The following is a 25,815-nucleotide window of genomic DNA, read 5'->3' as shown; positions in this document are numbered from 1 at the left end:
ACTTCAGCGGCCTTCAGCCCGGAGAGAACAGCGACCTGATCATGTGAAGTTCTGCCGCATGAGTCATGGCCTCCAGGTCATCAAGACTCATTGAATGACCGCACCCTGCACATTGCTCGCCCACCAGATCCTCAATCCCGAACAGGCCGCTGGTAGTGCCATCTTTGGGATCAAAAGGGTTGCCGTTGCAGGCGATGCACCGGAAATCCTCGAAATACTGCTCGTCCAGTCTCATTGTCTGACAATCCTGAAAATTCGACCGCATGAAACAACATCTTTATCTTACTTGCTAGCCAGACCCGACGGCAGACATGCCGTTGAGTCTTTTTGACGCACGTGTGTTCTGTCATGCCCTTCTTTACCAAGGAGCAAGTATGCAATCTGCATCCCCGGAAAGGTACCTGATCAGCGACCGGTGACCTTTAGTTCGATGTAACGAAGGATGACAGTTTGTAAGATCATCCAGCCTACAAAAAGCCATGTACCGGTTTCGTGACTGACGGGCAACTCATATATGACGGTGGCGCCGAGCATGAACCCGCCTAGCGTAAGGATCGCGGATAAAATAAGCCCCACTTTTACAGCTCCATGTCTGATTGCAGCGTGTTTTTAGTATAAGCATTTTCATGCTGCCTCTCCCTGGGAAATCCCGCCGAAAAACACACCGCTGGCCGGGACTCAGCAGTGATGCGATCCGTTTGGGGGATGCCCTGATGCAGTTGAACGAGACTGAGCAGTCCAGTCACGACTTTTACAAAATTCTGAGCGGAAAAAAGGGTGGAACCTGTAAGTAAAAAGAACCGGGCCAAGTGCCATGCTTTTCGTATCTGACGAGTACCCGCCCATGCTATTGTGCCGCCCCCAAACAGGCATGGATGTACTGAAGAATGAACTCATGGAAAGCTGTGGTGATGGCACTGGCAACCTTGATCGTCGCTAAGGTAGAAGCGGCTGAATACGTCTACATGAGTTCGTACGCGACGGTTTTGGGGAGTGAAATCTCGTCCAAAAAAATTGCTGACTTGTTCACACCAGCTCGAGAAGATGCCCTCGCTTTCATTGGATCAGATGGCGATATCCGTGGCGCGCGCTTTGAGCAGGCCGTCCAGCGCTACCGCTCGACTGCTAACCAACCCCAGATGTCTGACCTTCAACTGGCTCAAGCTATTGCTGCAAGGGACTGACCGGCTCACCGGTGGGCTTTTCGTATCTGCCCTACCCCCGTCATTCCAGGTGCTGATTAACTGCGCGCTCAATGAATATTGACGTTAGTTCTATCTCCCGCAGCACTCAGGAAAACCAGGCCCCTCTGAAGAAGGTCTGAGTAAATAGAGCAACTAAAATAGGCCAGGAGCTGATCTTAATATTTGAGGACATCATTGCGCAGCAAGGTGTCTTCGAGAAAAATTGAAATCCATGCATCCATAACGCCGAAGACGTCCATTCCTGTTTCTGGTTCCATGGGTTGTTCATGCCACCAAATAATCCCGTTACTATCAGTCAGATTCTTCAGATCTATAGCAAGGTAATCTCCGCCCCCATTTGATAGTATCGTTAACCATTTTGCCGCAAAGTCTGTGCTCTCTTCGTCAATCAGTTCAGAGATGTAGGTACAATCGGAAATTTTTTGTGGCCCCATAGAGCGCGCTGGGTAGAAGGTAAATCCATTGTGAACTCCTTTATAAAACTCCGACAATCTAGTGCCAAAAGCAGAGGGAGTATCAGAGTTGGCTAGAGGCTCACCCCCTATGTAGTAATACAGCCCATTGGCGTCATGAAATATATATAATAATTCAGTTGGCGACCCCGCTAAAATAGCGGTGCCAAGCAAGCACCTATCCAGTAGCGATGTTAGCCAAGGTAACTCAGCACTGAATGCCCGCCAAGCAAGAGGAAATGAAGGCTTTTCAGAAAAGGCAATCCCAAAATTCTGCCATTCAGCAGGAATCTCGAGGTCTGGTGGCAGTTGAGCAAGCGAGAAATAAACATCTCTTTCTGCAAAAGCAGCCTTCGTGGCTTCAATGATTTCAATGGCATTTATCATGCGATACCCCTTTCTGACCTGGACATTTTACTGACGCTTGAATTCTTCATTCGCAGCAAACAGATTTGAACCGCAACTGATTTTGCACCTGCCTTATACCCTATAACTTCGCTCACCATTAGAATGAGAAAGAGTCGGGAAGATCGGCAAACAGCCGCTCAGCCAAATTGTGCTCGCCAAACTCAATTACAGCTGCCCAATGGCATCAGTGTATTCACGCTCGCAGCTCTCTGATGCAATCACGCTCAGTGCCCTTTTAACAACTTGGCGCATAGCAACTCCCACACTTTAATGAGACCCATGCTAACAGCCTCGGCGTTACTGACTAAACAATCAGCGCCACGCCAACCCGATACTCTCAGTGCGCGCGCAGCGGCCTGCAATCTCGCCAGAACGTGAATACCAGTTACCCGGCAGCTTGTCACAGGGCAGCCAATAGGGCGGGCGGAGGTTCGCCCTCTGACATGCATCACCGATGCGGATAAGTACACACCGAGAAACCGGCCCCCTGTGTCAATCATTCATTAGCTCAGAATGAAATTGATCATTTCGCGCCGTAGTTCTTGCACAGGTCTTTGGCGACATAAGCTCCCATCGGGGAGTGAATCAAGTTTTCAGCGGTGCTGCTCACTTTAGATTTATAGGCAGGGTCGGATTTGATTTTTCTCACTTCCGTCTTTGTCGCCTCGTCAATGGTGGGATCCGATGCCATCGCGTTCTCGACATCGCTGTTCATGCCAGGGTTCGCGTTATTGCAGACCTGCTCCATCGCAACCAAGACTACAAGGCCCTGCTGCTTTTCATCCTCCGAGCTCGCCAAAGTGCTGCCGGTATAGCCCAGTATGGCCAGACAAAGCGACAAAACAGGCATCCTGATCGGCGACATTACAAACTCCCTATCAATAGAAAAATTCGCCAGCACGTTGCCAGCCATAGCGACCCGCACTTTATATCACCACCCGAATCCACCCGTCAGTCTTGTCCTCATTTACTCTTAGGGGCTGGTGGCGGAGATAGAGCTTTAATGCTGCTAATCACAGTAATCCAGGGCAGCTGAGTCAGAGCGCAGCAGGCTGTACTGATGCAGGCTCAAGAACTCACCGTCTTTAAGCTCGACGTCCCGTAGAGTTCCGTCCAGGTGAAATCCGAGCTTGCGAAGCAAGGCGCAGCTCGCCGCGTTGGCGGGCTCAACATCAGCGTGGATTCGATGAACACCCATAGCATTGAACGCATAGCGAAACACAGAAGGCAGAACCTCGGTCAATAGCCCTTGGCGCCAGTAGGCAGGCATGAGCCAATACCCGAGATCTACACGGCGATGCTCATGGCTCCAATCATTGAAACCGCAGGCACCTATCATTGAGTCGTTTTTAAACTCCGCGATAGCCCACCAAGCCCCCGCTTGCTCGGCAACTATTTTCTCAAACCAGCGCATCTGCGCCTCGGTCGCCTCAAGGCTGGAGTACGAAACTCCATAGTGAGCGATGACTTGAGGATCGGATAAGCCAGCATAGACCGCTGGCAAATCCTCACGCCGTACAGGCCTCAATCTCACCCTCTCAAGCGCGAACTCTGGAAGATTCTCAGACAATTGTGGTTCTCACTTTTTGAGTGCCGAGATCATGCCAGTGTTTGGGACATTACTTCAACGAGGCACCGACGTGGTCTCAGCAACCGACTCAAGAGGTTCGGTGCTGACAATTGAAGAGCAGGAAGGATGAGCATCGAGAAGGCTCGAAAATCTCGCAGACATGAAAAAGCCCAACTCGTGAAAGCTGGGCTTTTTCATTGAATTAAATGGTCGGGACGGAGTGATTCGAACACTCGACCCCTTGCACCCCATGCAAGTGCGCTACCGGGCTGCGCTACGCCCCGACTAGGCGTGTATCAGTTTCCCATGCTGCGAAAACTTCGAGGAATATAACCTAAGCTTTTGAATTATGGAAGTATCCGGGCAATTTCTACTTGCCCAATACCACCAGAACGTCTTCCAGCTCGACGATCATCTGCCGGAGCAGTTTCTTGTAATCCTGAGTTTCATCCTTGGGTTCACCAGCGGTCATACGCAGCCGCGCACCACCAATGGTGAAGCCTTGCTCGTAGAGCAAGCCACGGATCTGACGGATCATCAGCACATCTTCGCGCTGATAATACCGGCGGTTGCCGCGTCGTTTGACGGGGTTGAGCTGAGGAAATTCCTGTTCCCAATAGCGCAAAACGTGCGGTTTCACCGCGCAGAGCTCGCTGACCTCACCAATGGTGAAGTAGCGTTTGCCTGGTATCGGCGGTAACTCGTCGTTATGACTTGGTTCCAGCATAAGCCTCAACTCGGGCCTTCAACTTCTGCCCTGGACGGAACGTGACAACACGGCGAGCCGTGATAGGAATTTCTTCCCCGGTCTTCGGGTTTCTACCAGGCCGCTGGCGCTTATCTCGCAGGTCAAAATTGCCGAAACCGGACAATTTGACCTGTTCGTTATCTTCCAGAGCGTGCCTGATTTCCTCGAAGAACAGCTCAACCAATTCCTTGGCTTCTCGTTTATTCAGGCCCAGCTCTTCATACAGACGTTCGGCCATCTCAGCTTTCGTCAGAGCCCCCATACGCTACTTCCTTAACGTGGCGTTTAACCTTTCCTCGAGTGAGGTGAGGATTTTATGCGTCGCCGCATTGACCTCATCGTCGTTAAGAGTGCGCGATGGATGCTGCCAGGTCAAGCCAACTGCAAGGCTTTTTCTATGCGGATCAATGCCTTTACCCTGATAAACATCAAATAGCCTGAGGTCTGTGAGCCATTCGCCTGCATTTTCTCGAATAACGTCAAGAACTGCAGTGGCTGCAACGCCTTCATCAGCCAGTAGCGCCAGGTCACGTCTTACTTCAGGAAAGCGCGACAACTCCTGGAATTTCGGCATTTTACCCAGCGCGACTTCAGCCAGAATCAGCTCGAAAACGAATACCGGACGATCCAGCCCCAGGGTTTTCGACAACTCAGGGTGAATGGCACCAACGTAACCCACTTCACGACCATCACGTTCGATGCGCGCTGTCTGGCCCGGGTGCAAAGCCGGATGTTTACCAGGCACGAATTTGAAAGCATCCAGCGCACCGGCGAAGCCGAGAACGGCTTCAACATCAGCCTTGACGTCGAAGAAGTCGATCACCTCCCGGCCCTGTGCCCAGCCTTCCGGCAAACGGCTGCCACAGACCACACCGGCCAGCATTGGCTCTTGTTTCAGACCGTCCAGTTGACCGACGAAGCGCAGGCCGCTTTCGAACAGACGTACACGATCCTGCTGACGATTGAGGTTGTGCTGCAAAGACTTGACCAGACCAGGCCACAACGAGGCGCGCATTGCAGCCATGTCATTGGAGATCGGATTTGCCAGCAGCAACGGCTCAGCGCCAGGGCTGAATAGCTCAAATTGCTTGGGATCGATGAAGCTGTAGGTGATCGCTTCCTGATAGCCGCGAGCGACCAACAGGCGGCGCAGCTCAGGGAGATCGCTACGCGCTTCAGCTTTGGCTTGCGGCGCGAGACGCGCCTGCGGATAACGAACCGGCAAACGGTTGTAGCCGTAAAGACGGGCCAGCTCTTCGATCAGGTCCACTTCAAGGCTGATATCGAAACGATGACTTGGCACTTCTACACGCCACTGCCCTGCGGCTTCAGCAGAAACGGTCAAGCCCAGGCCAGTCAACAATCCTTCGATTTCGACAGGGTCCATTTTCAGGCCCAGCATCTGCTCAATGCGCTCGGCGCGCAAAGTGACCGGCGCGATCGAAGGCAGGTCTTTCTCGCTGACAGCTTCAATAACAGGACCAGCTTCGCCACCAGTGATTTCCAGCAGCAGGCCTGTGGCTCGCTCCATGGCCTTGCGTGCCAACTGCCAGTCAACACCACGCTCGTAACGGTGCGAGGCATCAGTGTGCAGGCCATACGAACGGGCCTTGCCCGCGACGGCGATCTGGTCGAAGAACGCGCTTTCGAGGAATACGTCACGAGTCGTGCTGGAAACACCGCTGTGTTCCCCACCCATCACGCCGGCGATGGCCAGAGCGCGCTGGTGGTCAGCGATAACCAGCGTGTCGGCTCGCAGGCTGACTTCCTGGCCGTCCAGCAGAACGAGCTTCTCGCCCTCTTCTGCCATACGGACACGAATGCCACCGTTGATTTCAGCCAGATCAAACGCGTGCAATGGCTGACCCAGTTCGATCATCACGTAGTTAGTGATGTCGACCACGGCATCAATACTGCGAATGTCGGAGCGACGCAGACGCTCAACCATCCACAACGGGGTTGGACGCGACAGGTCGACATTGCGAATCACACGGCCGAGATAACGCGGGCAAGCGCTGGTCGCCAACACGTCAACCGGACGTACTTCATCGTGCGTCACGGGAACAGCGGCAACGGCCGGCACAGCCACAGGGATGGCATAAAGCGCGCCGACTTCACGAGCCAGACCGGTCAGCGACAGGCAGTCGCCCCGGTTTGGCGTCAGGTCCACTTCGATGCTGGCGTCATCCAGCTCAAGGTACACACGGAAGTCTTCACCCACCGGCGCATCGGCTGGCAGCTCCATCAAACCGTCATTGCCCTCGCCCACTTGCAACTCGGACTGGGAGCACAGCATGCCGTTGGATTCAACGCCACGCAGCTTGGCTTTCTTGATCTTGAAATCGCCCGGCAACTCGGCACCGATCATGGCGAATGGAATTTTCAGACCCGGGCGCACGTTTGGCGCGCCGCAGACGACCTGAAAGGTTTCCGAACCGCTGCTGACCTGGCATACGCGCAGTTTGTCGGCATCGGGGTGTTGCTCGGTGCTCAGTACTTCGCCGACGATCACGCCGCTGAATACACCAGCGGCCGGGGTGACGCTATCAACTTCAAGACCGGCCATCGACAAGCGGGCAACCAGCTCGTCGCGGGATACTTGCGGGCTTACCCAGCCGCGCAACCATTGTTCACTGAATTTCATCCTGCTCTCCAAAAAAATGCGTTACGGGCGACTCCGGTGCTCTGCGACAGCGGCCATTGGCGGCTGCCGCGAAGCGCCTCAGCGAAATTGCGCGAGGAACCGCAAGTCGTTGTCGAAGAACAGACGCAAGTCGTTGACGCCGTAACGCAGCATGGCCAGACGCTCTACACCCATGCCGAAGGCAAAGCCTGAGAACTCTTCAGGGTCGATGCCGGACATGCGCAGCACGTTCGGGTGAACCATGCCGCAGCCCATGACTTCCAGCCAGCCAGTCTGCTTGCAGACACGGCAGCCTTTACCGCTGCACATCACGCACTCCATGTCGACTTCGGCGGACGGCTCGGTGAACGGGAAGTAAGACGGGCGGAAACGCACGGCCAGTTCTTTTTCGAAGAACACCCGCAGGAACTCTTCGATTGTGCCTTTGAGGTCGGCGAAGTTGATGTCGCGATCAACCAGCAGGCCTTCGACCTGGTGGAACATCGGCGAGTGGGTAATATCGGAGTCGCTGCGGTACACACGGCCTGGGCAGACAATGCGGATCGGCGGACGCTGCGATTCCATGGTGCGGACCTGTACCGGTGAGGTATGGGTGCGCAACAGCATGTTCGCATTGAAATAGAAGGTGTCATGCATCGACCGGGCCGGGTGATGGCCTGGGATGTTGAGCGCTTCGAAATTGTGGTAATCGTCTTCCACCTCAGGGCCTTCGGCGATGCCGTAGCCAATGTGGGTGAAGAATTGTTCGATGCGTTCCAGAGTACGGGTAACGGGGTGCAGACCGCCTGAGGTCTGGCCGCGGCCAGGCAGGGTCACGTCAATGGACTCGGCGGCGAGTTTAGCGGCAAGATCCGCTTCCTCGAACTGCGCCTTGCGGGCATTGAGAACCTCTGTGACACGCTCCTTGGCGACGTTGATCAGGGCGCCGACTTGCGGACGCTCTTCTGCAGGCAAATTCCCCAGGGTCTTCATCACCTGAGTCAACTCACCTTTCTTGCCAAGGTATTGAACCCGGATTTGCTCCAGGGCATTGATATCTTCAGCGCTCTGCACAGCCTCAAGAGCTTGCGAGACCAGCGCGTCCAGGTTTTCCATTTACAGACTCCAGATACGAAATAGGGGAAGAGCTTTTAGGCTCTTCCCCTATTTATGACGTTTAACACCGAACCTCAGAAACTGAGGCCCGGTGATTGTCGGGGACTTAGGCCAAGGTGGCTTTAGCTTTCTCGACAATCGCAGCAAACGCCGCTTTTTCGTTCACTGCCAGATCAGCCAGAACCTTACGGTCGATCTCGATGGACGCTTTTTTCAGGCCGGCGATGAAACGGCTGTAGGACAGACCGTTGATACGAGCACCAGCGTTGATACGAGCGATCCACAAAGCGCGGAACTGACGTTTTTTCTGACGACGGTCACGGTAGGCGTATTGGCCTGCCTTGATTACCGCTTGCTTGGCAACACGGAATACGCGTGAACGCGCGCCGTAGTAGCCTTTAGCAAGTTTCAGAATTTTTTTGTGACGCTTACGGGCAATGACGCCACGCTTTACACGAGCCATGAGTTACTTCCTCTATTCTTGATCAAAATTAACGAAGGCGCAGCATGCGCTCGACTTTTGCCACGTCAGACGGATGCAGCAAGCTGCTACCGCGCAGTTGACGCTTACGCTTGGTCGACATTTTGGTCAGAATGTGGCTCTTGAAAGCGTGTTTGTGCTTGATGCCGTTAGCAGTTTTCAAAAACCGCTTAGCTGCACCACTTTTAGTCTTCATCTTTGGCATGTTCGGATACTCCGCATTCAGTTGATAAACATAACCGCAAGGCCTGCCGTGCCCTGGTGGTTATTTCTTCTTTTTCGGGGCGATGACCATAATCAGCTGGCGTCCTTCCATCTTAGGATGCTGCTCAACGGAACCGTATTCAAGAAGGTCACCTTCAACCCGCTTCAACAGTTCCATGCCCAGCTCCTGGTGGGCCATCTCACGACCGCGGAATCTTAACGATACCTTGGCCCTGTCCCCGTCACTCAGGAAACGTACCAGGTTGCGTAGTTTTACCTGGTAATCCCCTTCCTCCGTCCCTGGACGAAACTTGATTTCTTTAACCTGGATCTGCTTCTGATTTTTCTTGGCAGCGGCAACCTGTTTCTTCTTTTCGAAGATCGATTTGCCGTAGTCCATCAGCTTACAGACAGGGGGTACTGCATCGGCGGAAATTTCCACCAGATCCAGCTTGGCCTCTTCAGCCTTAAGCAGCGCGTCTTCAATTGACACAATCCCAAGCTGCTCACCTTCAGCTCCAATTAACCGAACCTCGCGTGCCGAGATATTCTCGTTGATCGGGGCTTTCGGTGCAGCTCGTTTATCTTGTCTCATTTCACGCTTAATAGTAATTACTCCGAATCTTGGCGACCACGCCGGGAAACCGCTTGTGCGAGAAATTCAGCGAACTGGGCGACCGGCATCGAGCCGAGGTCTGCACCTTCGCGTGTACGCACAGCGACAGTTTGCATTTCAACTTCCCGATCTCCAATCACGAGGAGATAAGGGACCTTGAGCAAAGTATGCTCACGGATTTTAAAGCCGATCTTTTCATTTCTCAAGTCGGACTTGGCACGAAACCCGCTTTCGGCGAGAATTTTTTCTACTTCAAGGGCAAAATCTGCCTGTTTATCAGTGATATTCATGATCACTGCCTGAGTAGGCGCCAGCCAGGCCGGGAATGCACCTTCGTAGTGCTCGATCAGAATCCCGATGAAACGTTCGAAAGAACCGAGGATCGCCCGGTGCAACATGACCGGATGTTTACGGCTGTTGTCTTCGGAGACGTATTCGGCGCTCAAACGGATCGGCAAGTTAAAGTCGAGTTGCAGGGTACCACACTGCCAGACACGACCGAGGCAGTCTTTCAACGAGAACTCGATCTTCGGACCGTAGAACGCGCCCTCACCCGGCTGCAGGTCATAAGGCAGGCCCGCGCTATCGAGCGCCGATGCCAGCGCGCTTTCAGCGCGATCCCACAATTCATCGGAACCCACACGCTTTTCAGGACGAGTCGACAGCTTCAGCTCGATGTCCTTGAAGCCGAAGTCGGCATAGACATCCAGGGTCAGCTTGATGAACGCCGCGGATTCCGCCTGCATCTGATCTTCAGTACAGAAGATGTGCGCGTCATCCTGAGTGAAGCCACGAACGCGCATGATCCCGTGCAACGCACCGGACGGCTCGTTACGGTGGCAAGCACCAAACTCGGCCAGACGCATCGGCAGCTCACGGTAGCTTTTCAGGCCCTGATTGAACACCTGCACGTGGCATGGGCAGTTCATCGGCTTGATTGCGTAGTCGCGGCTCTCGGACTCGGTGGTGAACATGTTATCGGCGTAGTTCGCCCAGTGACCTGACTTCTCCCACAGGGAGCGATCAACCACCTGCGGCGTCTTGATCTCCAGATAACCATTCTCGCGCTGCACTTTGCGCATGTACTGCTCAAGCACCTGATACAGAGTCCAGCCCTGTGGATGCCAGAACACCATGCCCGGCGCTTCTTCCTGGGTGTGGAACAACCCAAGACGCTTGCCGATTTTACGGTGATCGCGCTTTTCAGCTTCTTCGATGCGCTGGATATAAGCAGCCAGTTGCTTCTTGTCGGCCCAGGCGGTGCCATAGACCCGTTGCAGCTGCTCGTTTTTGGCATCGCCGCGCCAGTAAGCACCGGACAGCTTGGTCAGCTTGAAGGACTTGAGGAAGCGAGTGTTCGGCACGTGCGGGCCGCGACACATGTCGACGTATTCTTCGTGGTAGTACAGACCCATGGTCTGCTGCTCTGGCATGTCTTCAACCAGACGCAGCTTGTAATCTTCGTGACGCGCAGTGAACACGTCGATCACTTCGGCGCGCGGAGTGACCTTCTTGATGACGTCGTAATCTTTTTCGATCAGCTGCTGCATGCGCTGCTCGATCGCCGCCATGTCGTCAGGCGTGAACGGGCGCTCATAAGCGATATCGTAATAAAAGCCGTCATCGATGACTGGCCCGATGACCATCTTTGCAGTTGGATACAGCTGCTTGACCGCATGACCTACCAGGTGGGCGCACGAGTGGCGGATGATCTCCAGCCCTTCCTGATCTTTGGGGGTAATGATCTGCAGGGTGGCGTCTTTCTCGATCAGATCGCTGGCGTCGACCAGCTGACCGTCGACTTTACCGGCAACGGTGGCCTTGGCCAGACCTGCACCAATGGAAAGCGCGACCTCGGCTACGGAAACCGGATGATCGAATGAACGTTGACTGCCGTCGGGAAGAGTAATGGTGGGCATGGCGCCTCCTCTCCTAGTGGTGACCCCTACCAAAGGTCACGTGGGTTGGGATGAGCCAGTACGTGATCCGGTGGTATGCCTGCCTCACAGTGGCAGGAGCCTCGCGGCCAACCTTGAACCGAACCAGATGACTGGTTTGAAATAAAAACTGCACAACGACGGCGAAAAGAACACCAGCCAGACGCAGGCAGATATAAAGGACGCGCATCCTATCACAGCTCAACCCATTCACATGCACGCAGGATCAATCAATTGCAGCATCCGCGTTCGCCTCGTAATTTTCAAACTGAACTGGCGTCCACACTCATCGTCAGATAGCTGTGCAACCTGCAGCAAATACGTTGAACCCTATAAAGGAAAACGCCATGAAGCTTATACGTTTACTCGCCCTGCTCGCCCCAATCGCCCTGGCAATGCCACTCAGCGCTCAAGCAGCGATGAGCGGTCCAACCAAAGCCAAGTTCATCCAGGATTGCGTGGCCACCGCGGGACAAAAGCTTGATGCAGCCTCAGCGAAATCCCATTGCGAGTGTGGCGCTGAGCAAGTGAGCAAAAACTTCAGCAGTGCGGAAATTGAAAAAATGAGTAATGCCAATCCGCCACCAACCCCTGAGCAAACTAAAAAAATGAGTGATCTGGTCGCCAAAAACTGCACTCAGCCAAAAAAATAATTCATCTACATGACTTCACGAAGTAAGGCGGGGCATGTTTTCAGGATGACTGTGAGCGAACTCTGAAGGCCTTGAAATACGCGCCTTTCAGCCCCGTCTACTTACGACTCAATGTGACTTTGAGCGTCAGAAACAGGGTGACTTAGAGAAGTTATTCCGGGTTTACCTACGGTTAATGCTCAAAGTTCTTACTGAAAAAGTTCTACATTCCCACATTTCGACTATGATAGGCCGGTGTGCCCAGTTGGCCTGAGCAACACGTACACTGAAAAAATTATGTTCTTGGAGATTCACCATGTCTAATCGCCAAACCGGCACCGTAAAATGGTTCAACGACGAAAAAGGCTTCGGCTTTATCACCCCACAGGGTGGCGGTGACGACCTGTTCGTACACTTCAAAGCTATCGAAAGCGACGGTTTCAAAAGCCTGAAAGAAGGCCAGACCGTTTCGTTCGTGGCTGAGAAAGGCCAAAAGGGCATGCAAGCTGCTCAGGTTCGCGCGGAGTAATCCAGGCGATCTAAAAAAACCCCGTCACTGACGGGGTTTTTTTATGGGTACAGGAAAGGCTCGGCTCAGCCGCAGTTGACCCGCACGACCTTGCCATTGGCATCGGTGTTGAGATTGACGCGATTGGAGCGGTATTCCAGGGTGACCATATCGTTGGCACCAATGAACCGGGCATCTTGCGCCCCTGCTTTGGCTCGGGCCTGGGCGAGCAACGCAGCCGATGCTTGCTGACCTACGGCGAACTGAGCACCTGCGGCGTCGCAGCGCCCACTGGCAACCGGAGCATTCGGTTCTTGAGCTGTTGACTCAGACGTACTGCTGCACCCTGCCAGCAACGACAACGCAACAGCAAACCCGACTGAAGAGATTTTCCACGGCATACAGACTCCTTGACCGATAAACATAAGCTGAATCCTTGCGACAGCGCCGCAACCCATTCGTTGCAACACATGGCCAGTTCCAGGCCATCAGTACAGACCGCTGCGCAGTCTGCCCGAGCTTGATGCGCCACGTCTCAGCAAATCGTCACAAAACATGAGTACGTATGCACCGGGTTCTGACTCGTCACTGAGTTACCGCCGTAGGTTGCAGTGTCAAACAGCGGCTGAAATGCTTTACTGGAACTGGCGTTCGGCCGCCCAGGCCGCACTCTGTAAAGGATCTCCCTTTCAGACGACGAGACGAGGCAGCAATGGCAGTCGTATCCATCGATGCAGACATCAAGGCGAAATGGCACCAGGGACATTCATCACACAGCCCTGGCAACCCGGAAGAGCTGGCGATCATTGCTGTGGACTTGCTGGTAAAGGAGTTGGGCACAGAGGGCGCGCTGGCATTCATCACGCAAGTACTTGCTCGTTACCCGAACGAGACCGGCAAGGCGTAACAAGCGCCTGCCGGTTTCTCAGAGAGGCTTTATTTAAGGCGTGACAGGCGACTGGTCAGCAGATCAAAGAAGCCCTGCGCGTCGCCACTTTCGACCCAGAAGACGTTCTTGTCCCGGCCGAGCGTGTCGTACCAGTCGGCAACGGTCTGCCCAAAACCTATGCCTTCACGGCTATCGACAGCCACGTTGATCTGCCTGCCGCTGAACAACTCAGGCTTGAGCAACCAGGCAATGACACTGGCGTCATGCACCGGCCCGCCGGGCAGACCATAGTGAGTCATGTCCAGCTTCACGTACTCATTGAGAATACTGCCGACCAGTTTGCCCGCCTGATTATTCAATGCGGCGATCTGCGCAAGACGCTGCTCGCTGGTGAGTATTTTGTGAGTGACGTCCAGCGGCAGGTAGGTCAGTTTGACGCCGCTGGCCAGAACCACTTGAGCAGCATGAGGGTCGGCGAACAGGTTGAACTCGGCAACCGGCGTGATATTCCCGCCATTGAAGTGCGCTCCGCCCATCACGACGACTTCCTTGATGCCCTGAGTGATTTCCGGATCCTGTACCAGTGCCAGAGCCAGGTTGGTTTGCGGCCCCAGCATGGCGATGGTGATGCTGTGCGGTTTGGCCTTGCGCAAGGTGTCAATCAGGTACTGCACCGCATTACCCTGGGCAAGCCCCTGCTTGGGTTCATGCACGGGCACCCCAGGCAAACCTTCCTGACCGTGGACATTCTCCGCATAGATCGGCGTACGCACCAAAGGCTTGGACGCACCGGCGTATACCGGCACTTCTTCGCGCCCCGCCCACTCGCGGGCCAGTCGTGCATTGCGAGAGGTTTTGTCCAGACGCACATTGCCCGCCACGGTCGTAATCCCCAGAACGTTCAACTCCTCGGGGGATGCCAGTGCAAGCAGCAACGCCACCACGTCATCGGCTCCCGGATCGGTATCGATGATCAAGTCGCGTTTTTCTGCGGCCTGGGCCACGCTTGCACTGAGAATGGACAAAAGCAGCAGGCTCCGGAATAACTGTTTGATGATTGGCAATGCTTGCATAGCGAACTCCCTGTTCAGATTAAATGACTTTACGGACAATCAGAAAACCACACCGGCGACCAGCGCAATGTTGCTGTATGGCTCGCACTCACCGGTACGCACGATCGCTTTGGCACTTTTGCTCAGGGCCTTGAGCGCCTCATGACTGAGCAGCCGCTGCTCACCCAGATCGCCATCCAGATTAAGGCCCTCGATAACGCTCAGGGCGGGAGGCTTCTTGAACATGATTTCTTCGGCCAGCACATGGCTTTCGACCTGCATTTCACTCAGTACGGTATCCAGTGCACTGGCGAAGTCGACCATCCCACGGGTCAACGCCAGATCAATCAACTCCACGCCTGCCGGAATCGGCATGCCAGCGTCAACAATCATCACGATATCGCCGTGCCCCAGGGACGCGATGACGCGGGAAAGAGCGATATTCAGCAAGGGTGTTTTTTTCATGTAGGGTCAAACCTTAGTACTTCAGCACGATCAGGGATGGAAGGTTGCGCACCCGCTCGGGTTACCGACAACGCCGCAGCCTTTTGCGCGAAACGAATCGCCTCGGCTTCAGTGCGACCTTCAGCCAGCGCCGCGGCGAAACCGCCGACAAATGTATCACCCGCAGCCGTGCTGTCGACCACAGTCACGCGCGGCGCAGGAAACTGCTCCATGCCCTGCCCCGATGCCAATAACGCGCCCTGCTCTCCCAGAGTAATGATCACCTTGCCTGCGCCCGCGTCCAGAAGGGACCGCGCTGCGCGCTCTGCAGACGACAGCGAGTCCACCGCAATACCGCTCAGAATCGCTGCCTCGGTTTCATTGGGGATCAGATAATCAATCAACGAATACCACTGATCGGGCAACGCAGCAGATGCTGGCGCAGGGTTGAGAATGACCGTCTTGCCCAGTTCACGCGCTCGACGCAACACATGAGCAACGGTGGGCAATGGCACTTCAAGCTGACAGATCACCACCTGCGCAGCACCGAGCAGCGCATCAAAACGGTCAGTGATATCCGGCGTCAGCTGGCCATTGCCCCCGGCAACAATAATGATCGCGTTCTGGCCATTGGCATCGACCACAATCGAAGCGATTCCGGTGGACACACCCACCACGGTAGTGAGCCCCTGACAATCGATCTGCTCGGCCAGTAAAGCGGCACGCAGTTGCTCACCATAGGCGTCATCCCCTACGCAACCGATCATCGCCACGCGCGCGCCCAGCCGCGCCGCTGCGACAGCCTGATTGGCGCCTTTGCCGCCGGATACCGTGGCAAACGAATCCCCACTCATGGTTTCCCCCGGACCCGGCAGGCGTTGCGCTCGCGTAACCAGATCCATATTCAAACTGCCGACCACCACTACCTGGGCGTGCGACATCTCTGCATTGTTTTTCACGTTCATCGTTCTTACTCGAGGTAGTTTTTACTCAACGTCATTATGTGGCTGGCGGCGCCGTGGATTCACGCAACACAATGCTTGGGGACACGACACGCTGCTCGGTCACGCCGTCGAAGGGCCCGGTGATGCGCCTCAACAGCATCTGCGCGGCACTCTCGCCCAGCTCGACAATCGACTGACCCACGGTCGTCAGCGCAGGATAGACATAGCGGCTCATTTCGATGTCATCGAACCCCACCACTGACAAGTCTTTTGGAACGCGTAAATTACGCTCGGCCGCAGCGCGCAACACGCCAATCCCGATCATGTCATTACCCGCAAAAATGGCGGTTGGCGGGTTGTCCTCCAGCAGGCTGACAGCCGCCTGATAGCCTCCCGGACTGGTGTAATCGCTTTCGATCACCCAATGCGCCTCAACCTTGATGCCTGCTTCTGCCATGGCTCGCTCGTAACCACGCAGCCTTAGTCGCGCCACACTGGTTTGCGCCGGTCCATGAATGCAGGCGATGTGTCGATGCCCCAACCCCAGCAGATGATGGGTTGCCAGATAACCGCCCAGTTCATGATCAATACGCACCAGGTCGGCATCAATACCCTCCAGCTCCCTGTCAACCACTACCATCGGCGTGCGTACACCGGCGAGGCCGCCATCCAGACCAGGATCGCCGCCCACCGAGGACACGATCAGCCCATCGACGCGCTTCTCCAACAGCACGCGCAGATAGCCCCGCTGTTTATCCGCATTGTCATCGCAATTACACAGAATCACGCAGAAACCGTTGCGCTCGCAGTAGTCTTCGATGCCTCGTGCCAACTCGGCAAAATAGGGGTTCACGCCATTGGGGATCAGCAGCCCGATAGTCGACGTGGTTTTGGCTTTAAGAGAACGCGCTACGGCACTGGGCACATAATCCAGTTGCTTGATGGCTGCTTCGACCTTGATCCTGACCTCATCGCTCACGGGCCTGGATTTGTTCAGGACATGAGAAACCGTGGTGTAGGAAATACCGGCCAATGCCGCTACATCTTTGATCGTTGCCATATTAGACCTGGCGCTTGGCGCGATGGCTGCGATAGGTGTCGAGCACTACCGCGATAACAATCACTGCGCCGGTAATAATCCGCTTGGTCGGCTCCGTGGCACCAATTTGCGCCAGTCCGGCCGCCAGCACGGAGATGATCAGGACACCGAAGAAGGTACTGATGATCGAACCGCGCCCGCCCATCAGGCTGGTACCGCCGATCACCACTGCGGCAATAACTTGCAGCTCCAGGCCCGAGCCTGCGTTAGGGTCAGCCGCCTCCAGGCGGGAAATCTGGAACAGCGCAGCCACGCCCGCCAGCAGGCCCATCAACGAGAACACCAGAATCTTGTAAGGCTTGGGATTGATGCCCGCCAGCCGCACGGCCTCTTCGTTGGTGCCAATGCCAATCAGGTAGCGCCCGAATACGGTACGGGTAAGCAACGCCTGAGCGACAATAATGACCAGCAAGGCAATCACAAAAGAAGGCGAGATGCCGAAGGCAAAAGGGTCCGATAACCAGGCATACGAGTCGCCAATGTACGCCGTGCGCGAGTCGGTCATCTGGTACGCGACCCCCCGGGCCATTTCCAGCACGCCCAGCGACACGATGAATGATGGAATCCGCCAGGCAACAGTGATCGACCCGGTAATCGTCCCGGCGAGTGCGGCGCATGCCATGCCAAACAATGCAGCCGGGATAATGCTCCAGCCCCAGCCAAGAATGGCCACACTGACGGCTGAAGCCGCCAGTGCCAGCACCGAACCCACCGACAGGTCAATGCCGCCGATAATCAGCACAAAGGTCATGCCGACTGCCAACACCATCAAGTCAGGGATCTGGTTGGCGATGGTGCTGAAGGTGTTGTACGAAAGGAAGTGGTCACTGAGCAGCGAGAACAGCACGATCATCGCCAGCAGAGCGCCCGCCAGGCCCAGATAAGTCCCCAGGCCGAAATAGGTGCCGCTACGTTTGGCGGGTGAAGGCAAAGCCGGTGAAGGGGTGGAGGTTTTCATCAAGCAGTCCTCGGCGCGGCTTCACTGAGCAGCGCGTCGCGTTTTTGATAGCCGGCAAATGCGGCAGCGAGCAGTTCGTCCTGGGTCCAGCTGTCGCGCTCGAAGGTTTCGATCAGGCGTCCGGCAGACAGCACGCCGATGCGATCACAGATCAGCATCAGCTCGCGCAAATCACTGGAGACCACGACCAGCGCCCTGCCCTGACGGGTCAGCTCACCAAACAACCCGTAGATATCGAATTTGGCACCAACATCGATGCCCCGGGTTGGTTCATCGAACAGCATGATCGGACAGTCACGCTCCAGCCATCGACCAATCACCACCTTCTGCTGATTGCCACCGGAAAGCTCGGAAACCAACTGCGCCGGACCGGAACTGCGGATGTGCATGGCATCGATCTGCCGTTGCGCCAGGCTCGTCTCATCTTGAACCTTGACCAGTCCGCCAGCCGAGACTGCATCCATGTTGCCCAGGGCGATATTGGCGCTGATGGAATGGGTCAGCAAAAGCCCCTCGCCCTTGCGGTCTTCAGTGATCAACGCGATACCCTGGCGAACGGCGTCGGCAGGTGAACGAATCGAAACGCTGCGCAGCGGACTACCCAGCTCGATGGTGCCGCTGTCGGCCAGATCGGCACCGTAGATCAGGCGCATAAGCTCGGTACGACCCGCACCGATCAATCCGGAGATACCGAAGATTTCGCCTTTGCGAACCTGAAACGAGACATCCCGAACCTTGTCACCCCGACTCAGGCCTTTGATGCTCAGTGCGACTTCCCCAATCTGGCGCGCCCCCAGATCGATCTTGTCACCCAGTTCGCGACCGACCATCAACGTCACCAACTGCTCGCTGCTGTAATTGGCGATAGCGTCGACGCACACCAGCTTGCCATCGCGCAGCACAGCGATACGTTGCGCGACACGCTGCAATTCCTCAAGGCGGTGAGAGATGTAAATGATCGACACGCCGCGTGCCTGCAGGCGGGTGATCTGCTCGAACAACATCTCGACTTCCCGAGCCGTCAACATGGCGGTCGGCTCATCAAGAATCAGCACGCGACAGTCACCGATGAGATTGCGGGCGATCTCCACCATCTGCTGATGACCGATGCCCAGTTCACCGACCAATGTATCCGGGTCGATTGCATCCAGCCCTACTTGAGCCATGGCCTGCGTCGCATCTTCACGCAGACGCTTGCGGTTGATCCAGCCGGCACGTCGCGGCAGGTTGTCGAGAAACAGGTTTTCGGCGACGGACAGCGTGGGCAGCAGGTTGAGTTCCTGCATCACCATACGTACCCCCAGCTTTTCTGCCTGGGTTCGACTGGCCGGCTGATAGCTTTCGCCCTGGAACTGCATCTGCCCGGTGGTGGGCGCTTCCAGGCCGCCGATAATTTTCGAAAGAGTACTTTTACCTGCGCCATTTTCCCCCGTGAGGGCCAGCACTTCGCCGCGCATCAACGTCAGGTCGATATCGCCAAGTACGGGTTGCGCGTAGGTTTTGCCTATACCGCTGACAGAAAGCACAGCAGTTTGAGCTGAAACGGACATAAATCTCTCCGTGCACCTGCCCAGGACGGGCAGATGCAGTCATTCGACGAAGGAGTTACAGTTTGGATTGAGTGACCAGCGTGACCGGCGTTTCGATGACCCCATTCACTGTCTCGACTTTTTCGCCCTTGAGAATTTTCAAGGCCGCGTCGATACCGAACATGGCTTGCCTGGCGGCGAACTGATCAGCCGTCGCCAGCACTCGACCGTCTTTGATCATGGGCTGGATAGCCTTGATGTTGTCGTAGCCCACTACTTTGACCTGATCCTTTTTGCCTGCCGCTCGCACGGCAGAAACAGCGCCCAGCGCCATGCTGTCGTTACCGGCCAGCAGTGCTTTCAGGTTCGGGTGGGCATTGAGCATTTGCGAAGCAACGGCGTTGCCTTTGTCGATTTCCCAGTTACCAGACTGAACCGAGACAATCTTCATCTGTTTGGCTTCCATGGCGTCCTTGAAACCCGCCGTGCGCTGCTGAGCGTTGGTGGTCGTAGAAACGCCTTCAATGATGCCTACTTCATCACCCGGATTCAGGTCACGAGCCAGGTACTCACCTACCAGCCTGGCACCTTTACGGTTATCGGGTCCTACGAAAGGCACGCTGATGCCCTTGCTTTTCAGCACCTCAGGGTCCAGTTGATTGTCGATGTTCACGACCGTGATCCCGGCGTCCATCGCCTTCTTGATGACCGGCACCAACGCCTTGGAGTCTGCAGGGGCGATGACCAGTGCGTTGACCTTGGAAACGATCATCTGCTCGACAATGCGGATCTGGCTGGAGGTGTCTGATTCGTCCTTGATGCCGTTGGAGATCAGATCAAACTTGTCAGCGTTTTCTTTCTGGTAAGCCTTGGCACCGTCTTCCATGGTGCGGAAGAACTCGTTGGCAAGGGATTTCATCACCAGCGCGACTTTGGGCTTTTCCGCGGAGTCAGCGGATAAAGCAGGGAGGGAGGTTGTTGCGGCAACAGCAGCGAGCATAGCGACGGCAAGAACGCGTCCAGCAAATGGCAGCTTCATGGGTACACTCCGATCTTATGATTATTGTGTCGGGCAAAGTATCGCACCCCTGATCGACGATCATGGCGCAAACGTTTGCGAGAAACGAACTATGAGAAACGGCGCGACGATTGTCAACGCCCGGAACGGAGCGCGGCGCTAAATAATCGAGTAACGATTACACCGTAATGTCCATGCCACCACTTCTGTCGAGTTCTTTGAACAACGAAGCGGACATCAACATGATCGATCCGGTGACCGCGGTTATCTGACTTTGAAAGCTGGACACCACCGAGTTTTTGGCCGCGAGATTCGAATAGGCAGCGTTTTCTGCGGACTGCATCCTCGCCCTCAAGTCACGTAACTGCTCCTGCAATTCGGCCAGACGCTTGAGCAGCCGTTTGGAAGAGACACTCAGATGATCGGAAATGTCGCCGCTGATTTTTTTCTCTTCCGACGTCGTATCGAGCTTCTTCTCGTCTTCAGTAACAGCATCTGTGCTGGGGGTCGTTCCCGCACTGATACTGAACGCAGGCGCTGAAAAACCGACGGTGAAAATAGTCATGACTGTCATCCTGAATTAATGGAGTCCTGACACAGCAATCGGCTACGCCGTTTTTTTCTTTAACGCTGAGTGCCAGACGGTGATGCCTACAGGTCCGTTCTGTTTTCCTACAGAGAAGTTGCGAAATAGCCCACAGTGAAATACTGTATGCCCGTACAGCAACCCAGGAACCTTTTCCGTGGCGAAATCCAGCGCAGCAACTCAGTCCCTACCCAGCTCCTACGAACGTTTGGGCGTAAGAGTACAAAAGATCATCAATTCACCTACGGCACAGAAAGCCAAGGCGGCCTTGATATTCCGTCTGCCAGATGAAATCGAAGACGAGTGGAATCAGTTGCTTGAAGAGATCGCTGAAAACGACAACGTAACCCTCGCCTATCGGGATGATGGCGGTATACACATTTTCTGGACAGTGCCGAAGGAAGACTGACGGCATGATGGTGCGAATCCTTACCCTGTTTTGTACAACCCTGCTCCTCACCGCTCCATTCAACGTTCACGCAGAAGCGCCACATACCTTCAGCCAGGCGAAAAAAATTGCCTGGGGCCTCTACTCCGCCCAGTCAACGGAGTTTTACTGCGGCTGTAAATACAGTGGCAACAAGGTTGATATCGCCGGTTGCGGCTATGTCCCACGCAAGAACGCCACGCGCGCCAAGCGCATTGAATGGGAGCACATCGTTCCGGCATGGCAAATCGGTCATTTGCGTCAATGCTGGCAAAACGGCGGACGCAAAAACTGTACGAAGAATGACAAGATTTTCCAGCAAGCCGAAGCCGACCTGCACAACCTTGTGCCCAGCATTGGCGAGGTCAACGGCGATCGAAACAATTTCAGCTTTGGCTGGCTTCCGGCCCAAACGGGCCAGTACGGATCGTGCCTGACCCAGGTTGATTTCAAGGCCAAAAAGGTCATGCCACGGCCTTCCATTCGCGGCATGATTGCGCGCACGTATTTCTATATGAGCAAGCAGTACAACTTGCGTCTGTCGCGTCAGGACCAGCAGCTTTATCAGGCCTGGAACAAGACGTATCCCGTGGAAAGCTGGGAGCGCCAGCGTAATCAGAAGATTGCCTGTGTGATGGGACGAGCCAACGAGTTCGTAGGCCCGGCAGATCTGAAAAGCTGCGAAAAAACCGTCTCAAAGGCCCGTTAGCGGCCTACCAGAATCGGGCAACCTGAGGGACAGGTTGCCCGGTCGGCGATGCTCTCCTCTGCCTGAGGCGCAGCCCCCCCCCGACTCCATAAAGCACATCGCCACTCATCGGAGTTTTGTACAACTATGTTTAATTCGGTGTAAATCTCCGTATCTCTTTTCGGGACAAAACATCAGAAAAGCGATAGCTGGAGCAGCAGTACGATTCAAGGCCGCTTGAAGTCTTTTGCAAGCCTGTATCGATCTCTAAATGATTGGGTAGCACGTCGGACACAATCCCGGCTCAAGCTCTCAGGTACCCAGGAAGTACACATTTTCAGAGACGCATCCCTAGACAACACAGGCAGGGGCAATGATGAAAGATCAGACGGATTTTGAAATTCATTACCAGTTTCGCGGTGAACCTCGACACTTTTGCCATCAGGCATTACAGCTATGCGAAAGCGACGCGCTGCACATTGCCACACTGCACGCGGGGGTTTGGCAGGTAGGCGACAATGTTGCGACAGGGCCTATTCGAGTCGCGCTCAAGCAGGCAGAGGGACGGGGCGTAACCCAGGTGCATTGGAAAAAGACACCCAGGAACGAGAAACTCTAAACGAACCCATTTTGAGACGGTCCCAATTACCAAGCAGCGCTCATCAACCAGCAACGCGAGGTAAGCATGACAATCGATAAAGACCTTGAAAAAGAAGTCCTCACCCGACTCCTGAAAGCCCACCCGGCAGGTTTGGGTAAAGAAGTACTCGACAACTATAGGGGGGAGAACGCAGTCGCGGACACCCTGGAGTACTTGCAACAAGGCGGCCTGATTCACCACGGCAGCGTCGATTCAGCAGGCGAGCCGGGGCGTTCGCTCAATTACCCGATCAAGCTTAGTTCGGCAGGTGTAGTTGCTGCCAAAGCCTTTGAAGTCCAGGGCTAGAACGTAAAAAGCCCGACCTGTTTCAGGTCGGGCTTTTTCATGTCAGATCTCCGGATATTCGCCAGTACCCTCTGGCCATGGCGTGAGCAGCTCGAAGCCGGTCTCCGTGACCGCGACCATGTGCTCCCACTGGGCAGACAAAGACAAGTCTCTGGTTAGCACTGTCCAGCCATCAGGCAATGTCTTGGTGCCCGGCTTGCCCGCATTGATCATCGGCTCAATGGTAAAGACCATGCCGGGCTTGAGGCGCATGCCCTTTCCTTGTGCACCGTAGTGCAACACCTGAGGATCTTCGTGGTAGTTACGACCGATCCCGTGGCCACAATATTCACGAACAACGCTGAACCCTTCACGGTGCGCCACCGTCTGGATTGCATGGCCGATATCGCCCAGCGTAGCTCCGGGACGTACCGCGTGAATACCGGCACGAGTGGCTTCGTAGGTGGTGTGCACCAGACGCTTTGCCAACGGACTGACTTCACCGACGAAGTACATGCGGCTGGTATCGCCGTACCAACCATCGTTGATGACGGCCACGTCGATATTGATGATATCGCCATCCTTGAGGATGTCCGACGCCGACGGTATACCGTGACACACCACCGCATTGGGTGAGATGCAGGTGGTCTTGGTAAAGCCGTGATAACCGACATTGGCCGGGATGACTTTCAGCTCTTTGACGATGTATTCATTGCAGATATCGTCCAGTGCCTCGGTGCTGACGCCCGCCTTTACATGCGGGGTGATCATGGCCAGAACATCGGCAGCCAACCTGCCGGCAATTCGCAGTTGAACCAGATCCGCTTCACTTTTGATGCTGACCGGGCCGCTCATCGAGAAGCCACCTTCGGCTGCGATTCAACAGGCGAGATATCGTAGGTCTGCGCACTGAGTACGACGCCATCGGCGTTTTCAGTACGGATCAGCATCTGGCAGATATCACTGTAATTCAGTCCGGGGTGCAACTCGCTCAACATACCAACCCGCATCCAGTGCTCCGCCTGCGCATTGATCGATCGACTGAGTGCCGCACTCGCTGCACGGATATTGGCGTGCATATGTTCAGAAATTTTGACCAGCCCCATGATTCACCTCGTATGGAATATACGAAGCATATACGTTTCATATATAGCCGATCAAGGCAGGCTTGCGTCGATTCTGTCTGGCTACCTGATTATCAGTTGCTGAGAGTGGTATAAATCCCTGCAGCCGTAATCTGGAGAATCAAGGGTGGTGAACTTTCTGCTGGGCTGGTTCGTGGTCTCGCTGCTCGGCACATTGGTGGCGCTTCGCTTGATACGCAATGGCAAACGCCGACCTGCACGCTCCACTGCAACGACTGAAAGCGTGACCAGAGCGCACGCTGAAAACGAAGTCAGTCTGCAGCAAGGCGAACCTGGTAATCACCCGCGTTCTGGGCGTTAACGATGGCCATCGACACCAGCGGCTCATAGGCATTGAACTGACGAAGCGCGGCCGCCAGTGCCAGGAAGTCTTCGCGCTGCATTTCATTCATGCCGGCAATGATGGATGCGTGATCAGTGGTAGTGCTTGCAACGTTTTCAAGGGACATGGCAACCGCCTCTTTTCAATTTACTGTTTAAACATACAGTATTTGTATAAGGCGGAGAACGCAAGCCAGCGAGCGACGAACGGCTCTGTCAGCGATCAGTTGCAACCGCAAGGGCTTGCAGATTTGCCCATTCAGCTTGCGAAATGTCGATACCGTTCGAGAGTGATTTCGCTCGTTCCTGATAACGCCGATCCCCAGGCATGCGCTCCTGTCCGACGCCATGCATCTGCCTGACCAACTCCTCGCTGCGCTCTGCGAAGTGCTGACCACTGCCTTTGTCAGGATCAATGACGATCAGCAATTGCCCGGTCCAGGGCGTCTGGGCGCCCGGATGCCTGGACCAGTCGAATTCAAACGAGAAATTGCCCCCGGTGAGACCCGCCGCCAGTAGTTCGACCATCATCGACAGCGCAGACCCTTTGTAGCCGCCAAACGGCAGCAGCGCCCCGCCATCGAGAATGGCTTTGGGTTCCTGTGTCGGCTGACCGGCGCTATCAACGCCCATGCCGGCTGGCAAAGTGCGTCCGGCACGGGCGGCGATTTGCACGTCGCCATTGGCGATCGCACTGGTGGCAAGATCAAACACAATAGGCTGTCCGCCGGCACGCGGTGCAGCGAACGCGATGGGGTTGGTACCAAATAGCGGCTTTTGCGCGCCATGTGGCACAACGCACGTCATGCTGTTGACCACGCTCAACGCGACAAGACCCTGTTCGGCGAATGGCTCGACATCTGGCCACAACGCCGCAAAGTGATGGGAACTGCGAATGGCAAGAATCGCGATACCCGCACTTTTAACTTTCTCTATCAGCAAAGGCGTCGCCGCCGCCAACGCAGGCTGTGCGAAGCCATTGGCCGCGTCGACCCGAATAAATGCAGCGCCGACATCCTCCACCACCGGCACGGCTTGCCCATTGACCCAGCCACTGGCCAACGACGACAAATAGCCCGGAATACGAAAAATTCCGTGACTGTGGGAGCCATCTCGCTGTGCACTCGCACAGTTTTGCGAAAGGACTTCGGCTACCTCTTCCGACGTTCCGTGGCGCACGAATATCTGTCGCAGCACCTGAGCCAGCTCATTGAAACTGAGATTATGGGTTTCGATATCGCGAGGTACAGACATTTGAAACTCCGGCGTCAGGTTAAACACGTTATCCAG

The 25,815-nt window shown here is 55.2% G+C and carries 33 protein-coding genes and 1 tRNA gene; 8 read left to right on the top strand and 26 right to left on the bottom strand.

Going from position 1 to position 25,815, the window contains the following annotated elements:
- Positions 1-13: 13 nt before the first annotated feature.
- The gene (locus tag AO242_RS11020) at positions 14-235 is read right to left on the bottom strand and encodes a hypothetical protein (protein WP_027898694.1); all 222 of its coding nucleotides are present in this window, start codon (positions 233-235) and stop codon (positions 14-16) included.
- 652 nt (positions 236-887) lie between these two features.
- On the opposite strand from AO242_RS11020, the gene AO242_RS11015 reads away from it, so the two are divergent.
- Positions 888-1,184, top strand: coding sequence for a DUF2388 domain-containing protein (locus tag AO242_RS11015; protein WP_099268702.1), 297 nt, complete (start codon positions 888-890; stop codon positions 1,182-1,184).
- A gap of 176 nt (positions 1,185-1,360) precedes the next feature.
- Here the strand turns inward: AO242_RS11015 and AO242_RS11010 are convergent, their stop codons facing one another.
- The 12 genes from AO242_RS11010 to thrS all read right to left on the bottom strand — a co-directional run bounded on the left by AO242_RS11010 (position 1,361) and on the right by thrS (position 11,342).
- Positions 1,361-2,044: an SMI1/KNR4 family protein gene (locus tag AO242_RS11010; protein ID WP_099268701.1), complete on the bottom strand. Its 684-nt coding sequence runs from the start codon at positions 2,042-2,044 to the stop codon at positions 1,361-1,363.
- A gap of 544 nt (positions 2,045-2,588) precedes the next feature.
- On the bottom strand, positions 2,589-2,978 hold the full coding sequence (locus AO242_RS11005; protein ID WP_122704604.1) for a hypothetical protein: 390 nt from the start codon (positions 2,976-2,978) through the stop codon (positions 2,589-2,591).
- Between the two features lie 96 nt (positions 2,979-3,074).
- Positions 3,075-3,635, bottom strand: coding sequence for a GNAT family N-acetyltransferase (locus AO242_RS11000; RefSeq protein WP_099268699.1), 561 nt, complete (start codon positions 3,633-3,635; stop codon positions 3,075-3,077).
- 207 nt (positions 3,636-3,842) lie between these two features.
- A tRNA-Pro gene (locus AO242_RS10995) sits at positions 3,843-3,919 on the bottom strand.
- Positions 3,920-4,005: 86 nt separating this feature from the next.
- Positions 4,006-4,362, bottom strand: a complete 357-nt coding sequence (locus AO242_RS10990; RefSeq protein ID WP_027898690.1) for a MerR family transcriptional regulator — start codon at positions 4,360-4,362, stop codon at positions 4,006-4,008.
- Positions 4,343-4,645: an integration host factor subunit alpha gene (ihfA, locus tag AO242_RS10985; RefSeq protein ID WP_002553164.1), complete on the bottom strand. Its 303-nt coding sequence runs from the start codon at positions 4,643-4,645 to the stop codon at positions 4,343-4,345. Before ihfA ends, AO242_RS10990 begins: the two co-directional genes overlap by 20 nt.
- 3 nt (positions 4,646-4,648) lie before the next feature.
- Positions 4,649-7,027: a phenylalanine--tRNA ligase subunit beta gene (gene pheT / locus AO242_RS10980; RefSeq protein WP_099268698.1), complete on the bottom strand. Its 2,379-nt coding sequence runs from the start codon at positions 7,025-7,027 to the stop codon at positions 4,649-4,651.
- Between the two features lie 78 nt (positions 7,028-7,105).
- Complete coding sequence (gene pheS / locus AO242_RS10975) at positions 7,106-8,122, bottom strand: phenylalanine--tRNA ligase subunit alpha (RefSeq protein WP_027898688.1); 1,017 nt, start codon at positions 8,120-8,122, stop codon at positions 7,106-7,108.
- A gap of 106 nt (positions 8,123-8,228) precedes the next feature.
- Positions 8,229-8,585 carry a 50S ribosomal protein L20 gene (gene rplT, locus AO242_RS10970; protein ID WP_007905879.1) on the bottom strand — a complete coding sequence of 119 codons (357 nt, stop codon included), beginning with the start codon at positions 8,583-8,585 and terminating at the stop codon, positions 8,229-8,231.
- 28 nt (positions 8,586-8,613) lie between these two features.
- The gene (gene rpmI / locus AO242_RS10965) at positions 8,614-8,808 is read right to left on the bottom strand and encodes a 50S ribosomal protein L35 (RefSeq protein WP_002553160.1); all 195 of its coding nucleotides are present in this window, start codon (positions 8,806-8,808) and stop codon (positions 8,614-8,616) included.
- Between the two features lie 60 nt (positions 8,809-8,868).
- Complete coding sequence (gene infC / locus AO242_RS10960; protein WP_176469887.1) at positions 8,869-9,420, bottom strand: translation initiation factor IF-3; 552 nt, start codon at positions 9,418-9,420, stop codon at positions 8,869-8,871.
- Positions 9,420-11,342: a threonine--tRNA ligase gene (gene thrS, locus AO242_RS10955; protein WP_099268697.1), complete on the bottom strand. Its 1,923-nt coding sequence runs from the start codon at positions 11,340-11,342 to the stop codon at positions 9,420-9,422. Before thrS ends, infC begins: the two co-directional genes overlap by 1 nt.
- A 365-nt stretch (positions 11,343-11,707) precedes the next feature.
- Here thrS and AO242_RS10950 point away from each other — a divergent pair, with 365 nt between their 5' ends.
- The gene (locus AO242_RS10950) at positions 11,708-12,013 is read left to right on the top strand and encodes a hypothetical protein (protein ID WP_099268696.1); all 306 of its coding nucleotides are present in this window, start codon (positions 11,708-11,710) and stop codon (positions 12,011-12,013) included.
- 295 nt (positions 12,014-12,308) lie between these two features.
- On the top strand, positions 12,309-12,521 hold the full coding sequence (locus AO242_RS10945) for a cold-shock protein (RefSeq protein WP_007905882.1): 213 nt from the start codon (positions 12,309-12,311) through the stop codon (positions 12,519-12,521).
- Between the two features lie 65 nt (positions 12,522-12,586).
- Here the strand turns inward: AO242_RS10945 and AO242_RS10940 are convergent, their stop codons facing one another.
- A complete protein-coding gene (locus AO242_RS10940) occupies positions 12,587-12,901 on the bottom strand; it encodes an I78 family peptidase inhibitor (RefSeq protein ID WP_027898684.1) in 315 nt (104 codons plus the stop codon).
- A gap of 311 nt (positions 12,902-13,212) precedes the next feature.
- Between AO242_RS10940 and AO242_RS10935 the strand changes: the two genes are divergently transcribed.
- The gene (locus AO242_RS10935; RefSeq protein WP_027898683.1) at positions 13,213-13,407 is read left to right on the top strand and encodes a hypothetical protein; all 195 of its coding nucleotides are present in this window, start codon (positions 13,213-13,215) and stop codon (positions 13,405-13,407) included.
- Between the two features lie 29 nt (positions 13,408-13,436).
- Here AO242_RS10935 and AO242_RS10930 read toward each other — a convergent pair whose 3' ends face one another.
- The 8 genes from AO242_RS10930 to AO242_RS10895 all read right to left on the bottom strand — a co-directional run bounded on the left by AO242_RS10930 (position 13,437) and on the right by AO242_RS10895 (position 20,998).
- Positions 13,437-14,462, bottom strand: coding sequence for a nucleoside hydrolase (locus tag AO242_RS10930; RefSeq protein ID WP_027898682.1), 1,026 nt, complete (start codon positions 14,460-14,462; stop codon positions 13,437-13,439).
- Between the two features lie 39 nt (positions 14,463-14,501).
- Positions 14,502-14,906 carry a D-ribose pyranase gene (rbsD, locus tag AO242_RS10925; protein WP_027898681.1) on the bottom strand — a complete coding sequence of 135 codons (405 nt, stop codon included), beginning with the start codon at positions 14,904-14,906 and terminating at the stop codon, positions 14,502-14,504.
- A complete protein-coding gene (rbsK, locus tag AO242_RS10920) occupies positions 14,903-15,850 on the bottom strand; it encodes a ribokinase (protein ID WP_257153412.1) in 948 nt (315 codons plus the stop codon). Before rbsK ends, rbsD begins: the two co-directional genes overlap by 4 nt.
- Before the next feature lie 34 nt (positions 15,851-15,884).
- The gene (locus AO242_RS10915) at positions 15,885-16,889 is read right to left on the bottom strand and encodes a LacI family DNA-binding transcriptional regulator (RefSeq protein ID WP_099268695.1); all 1,005 of its coding nucleotides are present in this window, start codon (positions 16,887-16,889) and stop codon (positions 15,885-15,887) included.
- 1 nt (position 16,890) lies between these two features.
- On the bottom strand, positions 16,891-17,886 hold the full coding sequence (locus AO242_RS10910) for an ABC transporter permease (protein WP_027898678.1): 996 nt from the start codon (positions 17,884-17,886) through the stop codon (positions 16,891-16,893).
- Complete coding sequence (locus tag AO242_RS10905; protein WP_099268694.1) at positions 17,886-19,436, bottom strand: sugar ABC transporter ATP-binding protein; 1,551 nt, start codon at positions 19,434-19,436, stop codon at positions 17,886-17,888. The genes AO242_RS10910 and AO242_RS10905 overlap by 1 nt, the downstream gene beginning before the upstream one ends.
- 55 nt (positions 19,437-19,491) lie before the next feature.
- Positions 19,492-20,454 carry a sugar ABC transporter substrate-binding protein gene (locus tag AO242_RS10900; RefSeq protein ID WP_027898676.1) on the bottom strand — a complete coding sequence of 321 codons (963 nt, stop codon included), beginning with the start codon at positions 20,452-20,454 and terminating at the stop codon, positions 19,492-19,494.
- Positions 20,455-20,611: 157 nt separating this feature from the next.
- The gene (locus AO242_RS10895) at positions 20,612-20,998 is read right to left on the bottom strand and encodes a hypothetical protein (RefSeq protein ID WP_099268693.1); all 387 of its coding nucleotides are present in this window, start codon (positions 20,996-20,998) and stop codon (positions 20,612-20,614) included.
- 178 nt (positions 20,999-21,176) lie between these two features.
- Here AO242_RS10895 and AO242_RS10890 point away from each other — a divergent pair, with 178 nt between their 5' ends.
- The 4 genes from AO242_RS10890 (at position 21,177) to AO242_RS10875 (ending at position 23,080) form a co-directional block, all read left to right on the top strand.
- Entirely contained in the window at positions 21,177-21,428 is a 252-nt protein-coding gene (locus AO242_RS10890) for a DUF1654 domain-containing protein (protein WP_027898675.1), read from the top strand.
- 4 nt (positions 21,429-21,432) lie between these two features.
- Positions 21,433-22,155, top strand: coding sequence for an endonuclease (locus AO242_RS10885; RefSeq protein WP_099268692.1), 723 nt, complete (start codon positions 21,433-21,435; stop codon positions 22,153-22,155).
- A 355-nt stretch (positions 22,156-22,510) separates the two neighbouring features.
- Positions 22,511-22,753, top strand: a complete 243-nt coding sequence (locus AO242_RS29665) for a DUF6555 family protein (RefSeq protein WP_099268946.1) — start codon at positions 22,511-22,513, stop codon at positions 22,751-22,753.
- 66 nt (positions 22,754-22,819) lie between these two features.
- Entirely contained in the window at positions 22,820-23,080 is a 261-nt protein-coding gene (locus AO242_RS10875; RefSeq protein ID WP_099268691.1) for a hypothetical protein, read from the top strand.
- A 42-nt stretch (positions 23,081-23,122) separates the two neighbouring features.
- Here the strand turns inward: AO242_RS10875 and map are convergent, their stop codons facing one another.
- The 4 genes from map to AO242_RS10855 all read right to left on the bottom strand — a co-directional run bounded on the left by map (position 23,123) and on the right by AO242_RS10855 (position 25,779).
- The gene (map, locus tag AO242_RS10870) at positions 23,123-23,914 is read right to left on the bottom strand and encodes a type I methionyl aminopeptidase (RefSeq protein WP_099268690.1); all 792 of its coding nucleotides are present in this window, start codon (positions 23,912-23,914) and stop codon (positions 23,123-23,125) included.
- Positions 23,911-24,165: a ParD-like family protein gene (locus tag AO242_RS10865; protein ID WP_027898671.1), complete on the bottom strand. Its 255-nt coding sequence runs from the start codon at positions 24,163-24,165 to the stop codon at positions 23,911-23,913. The genes map and AO242_RS10865 overlap by 4 nt, the downstream gene beginning before the upstream one ends.
- A 290-nt stretch (positions 24,166-24,455) precedes the next feature.
- On the bottom strand, positions 24,456-24,653 hold the full coding sequence (locus tag AO242_RS10860) for a hypothetical protein (RefSeq protein ID WP_027898670.1): 198 nt from the start codon (positions 24,651-24,653) through the stop codon (positions 24,456-24,458).
- Positions 24,654-24,741: 88 nt separating this feature from the next.
- The gene (locus AO242_RS10855; protein WP_099268689.1) at positions 24,742-25,779 is read right to left on the bottom strand and encodes an Ldh family oxidoreductase; all 1,038 of its coding nucleotides are present in this window, start codon (positions 25,777-25,779) and stop codon (positions 24,742-24,744) included.
- Positions 25,780-25,815 lie beyond the last annotated feature (36 nt).

Origin of the sequence: Pseudomonas sp. ICMP 561 (assembly GCF_002699985.1) — a bacterium.
In the GTDB taxonomy this organism is placed as follows: domain Bacteria; phylum Pseudomonadota; class Gammaproteobacteria; order Pseudomonadales; family Pseudomonadaceae; genus Aquipseudomonas; species Aquipseudomonas quasicaspiana.
The sequence above is the reverse complement of the archived record's forward strand: the minus strand, read 5'-3'. Positions and strand labels throughout refer to the sequence as shown.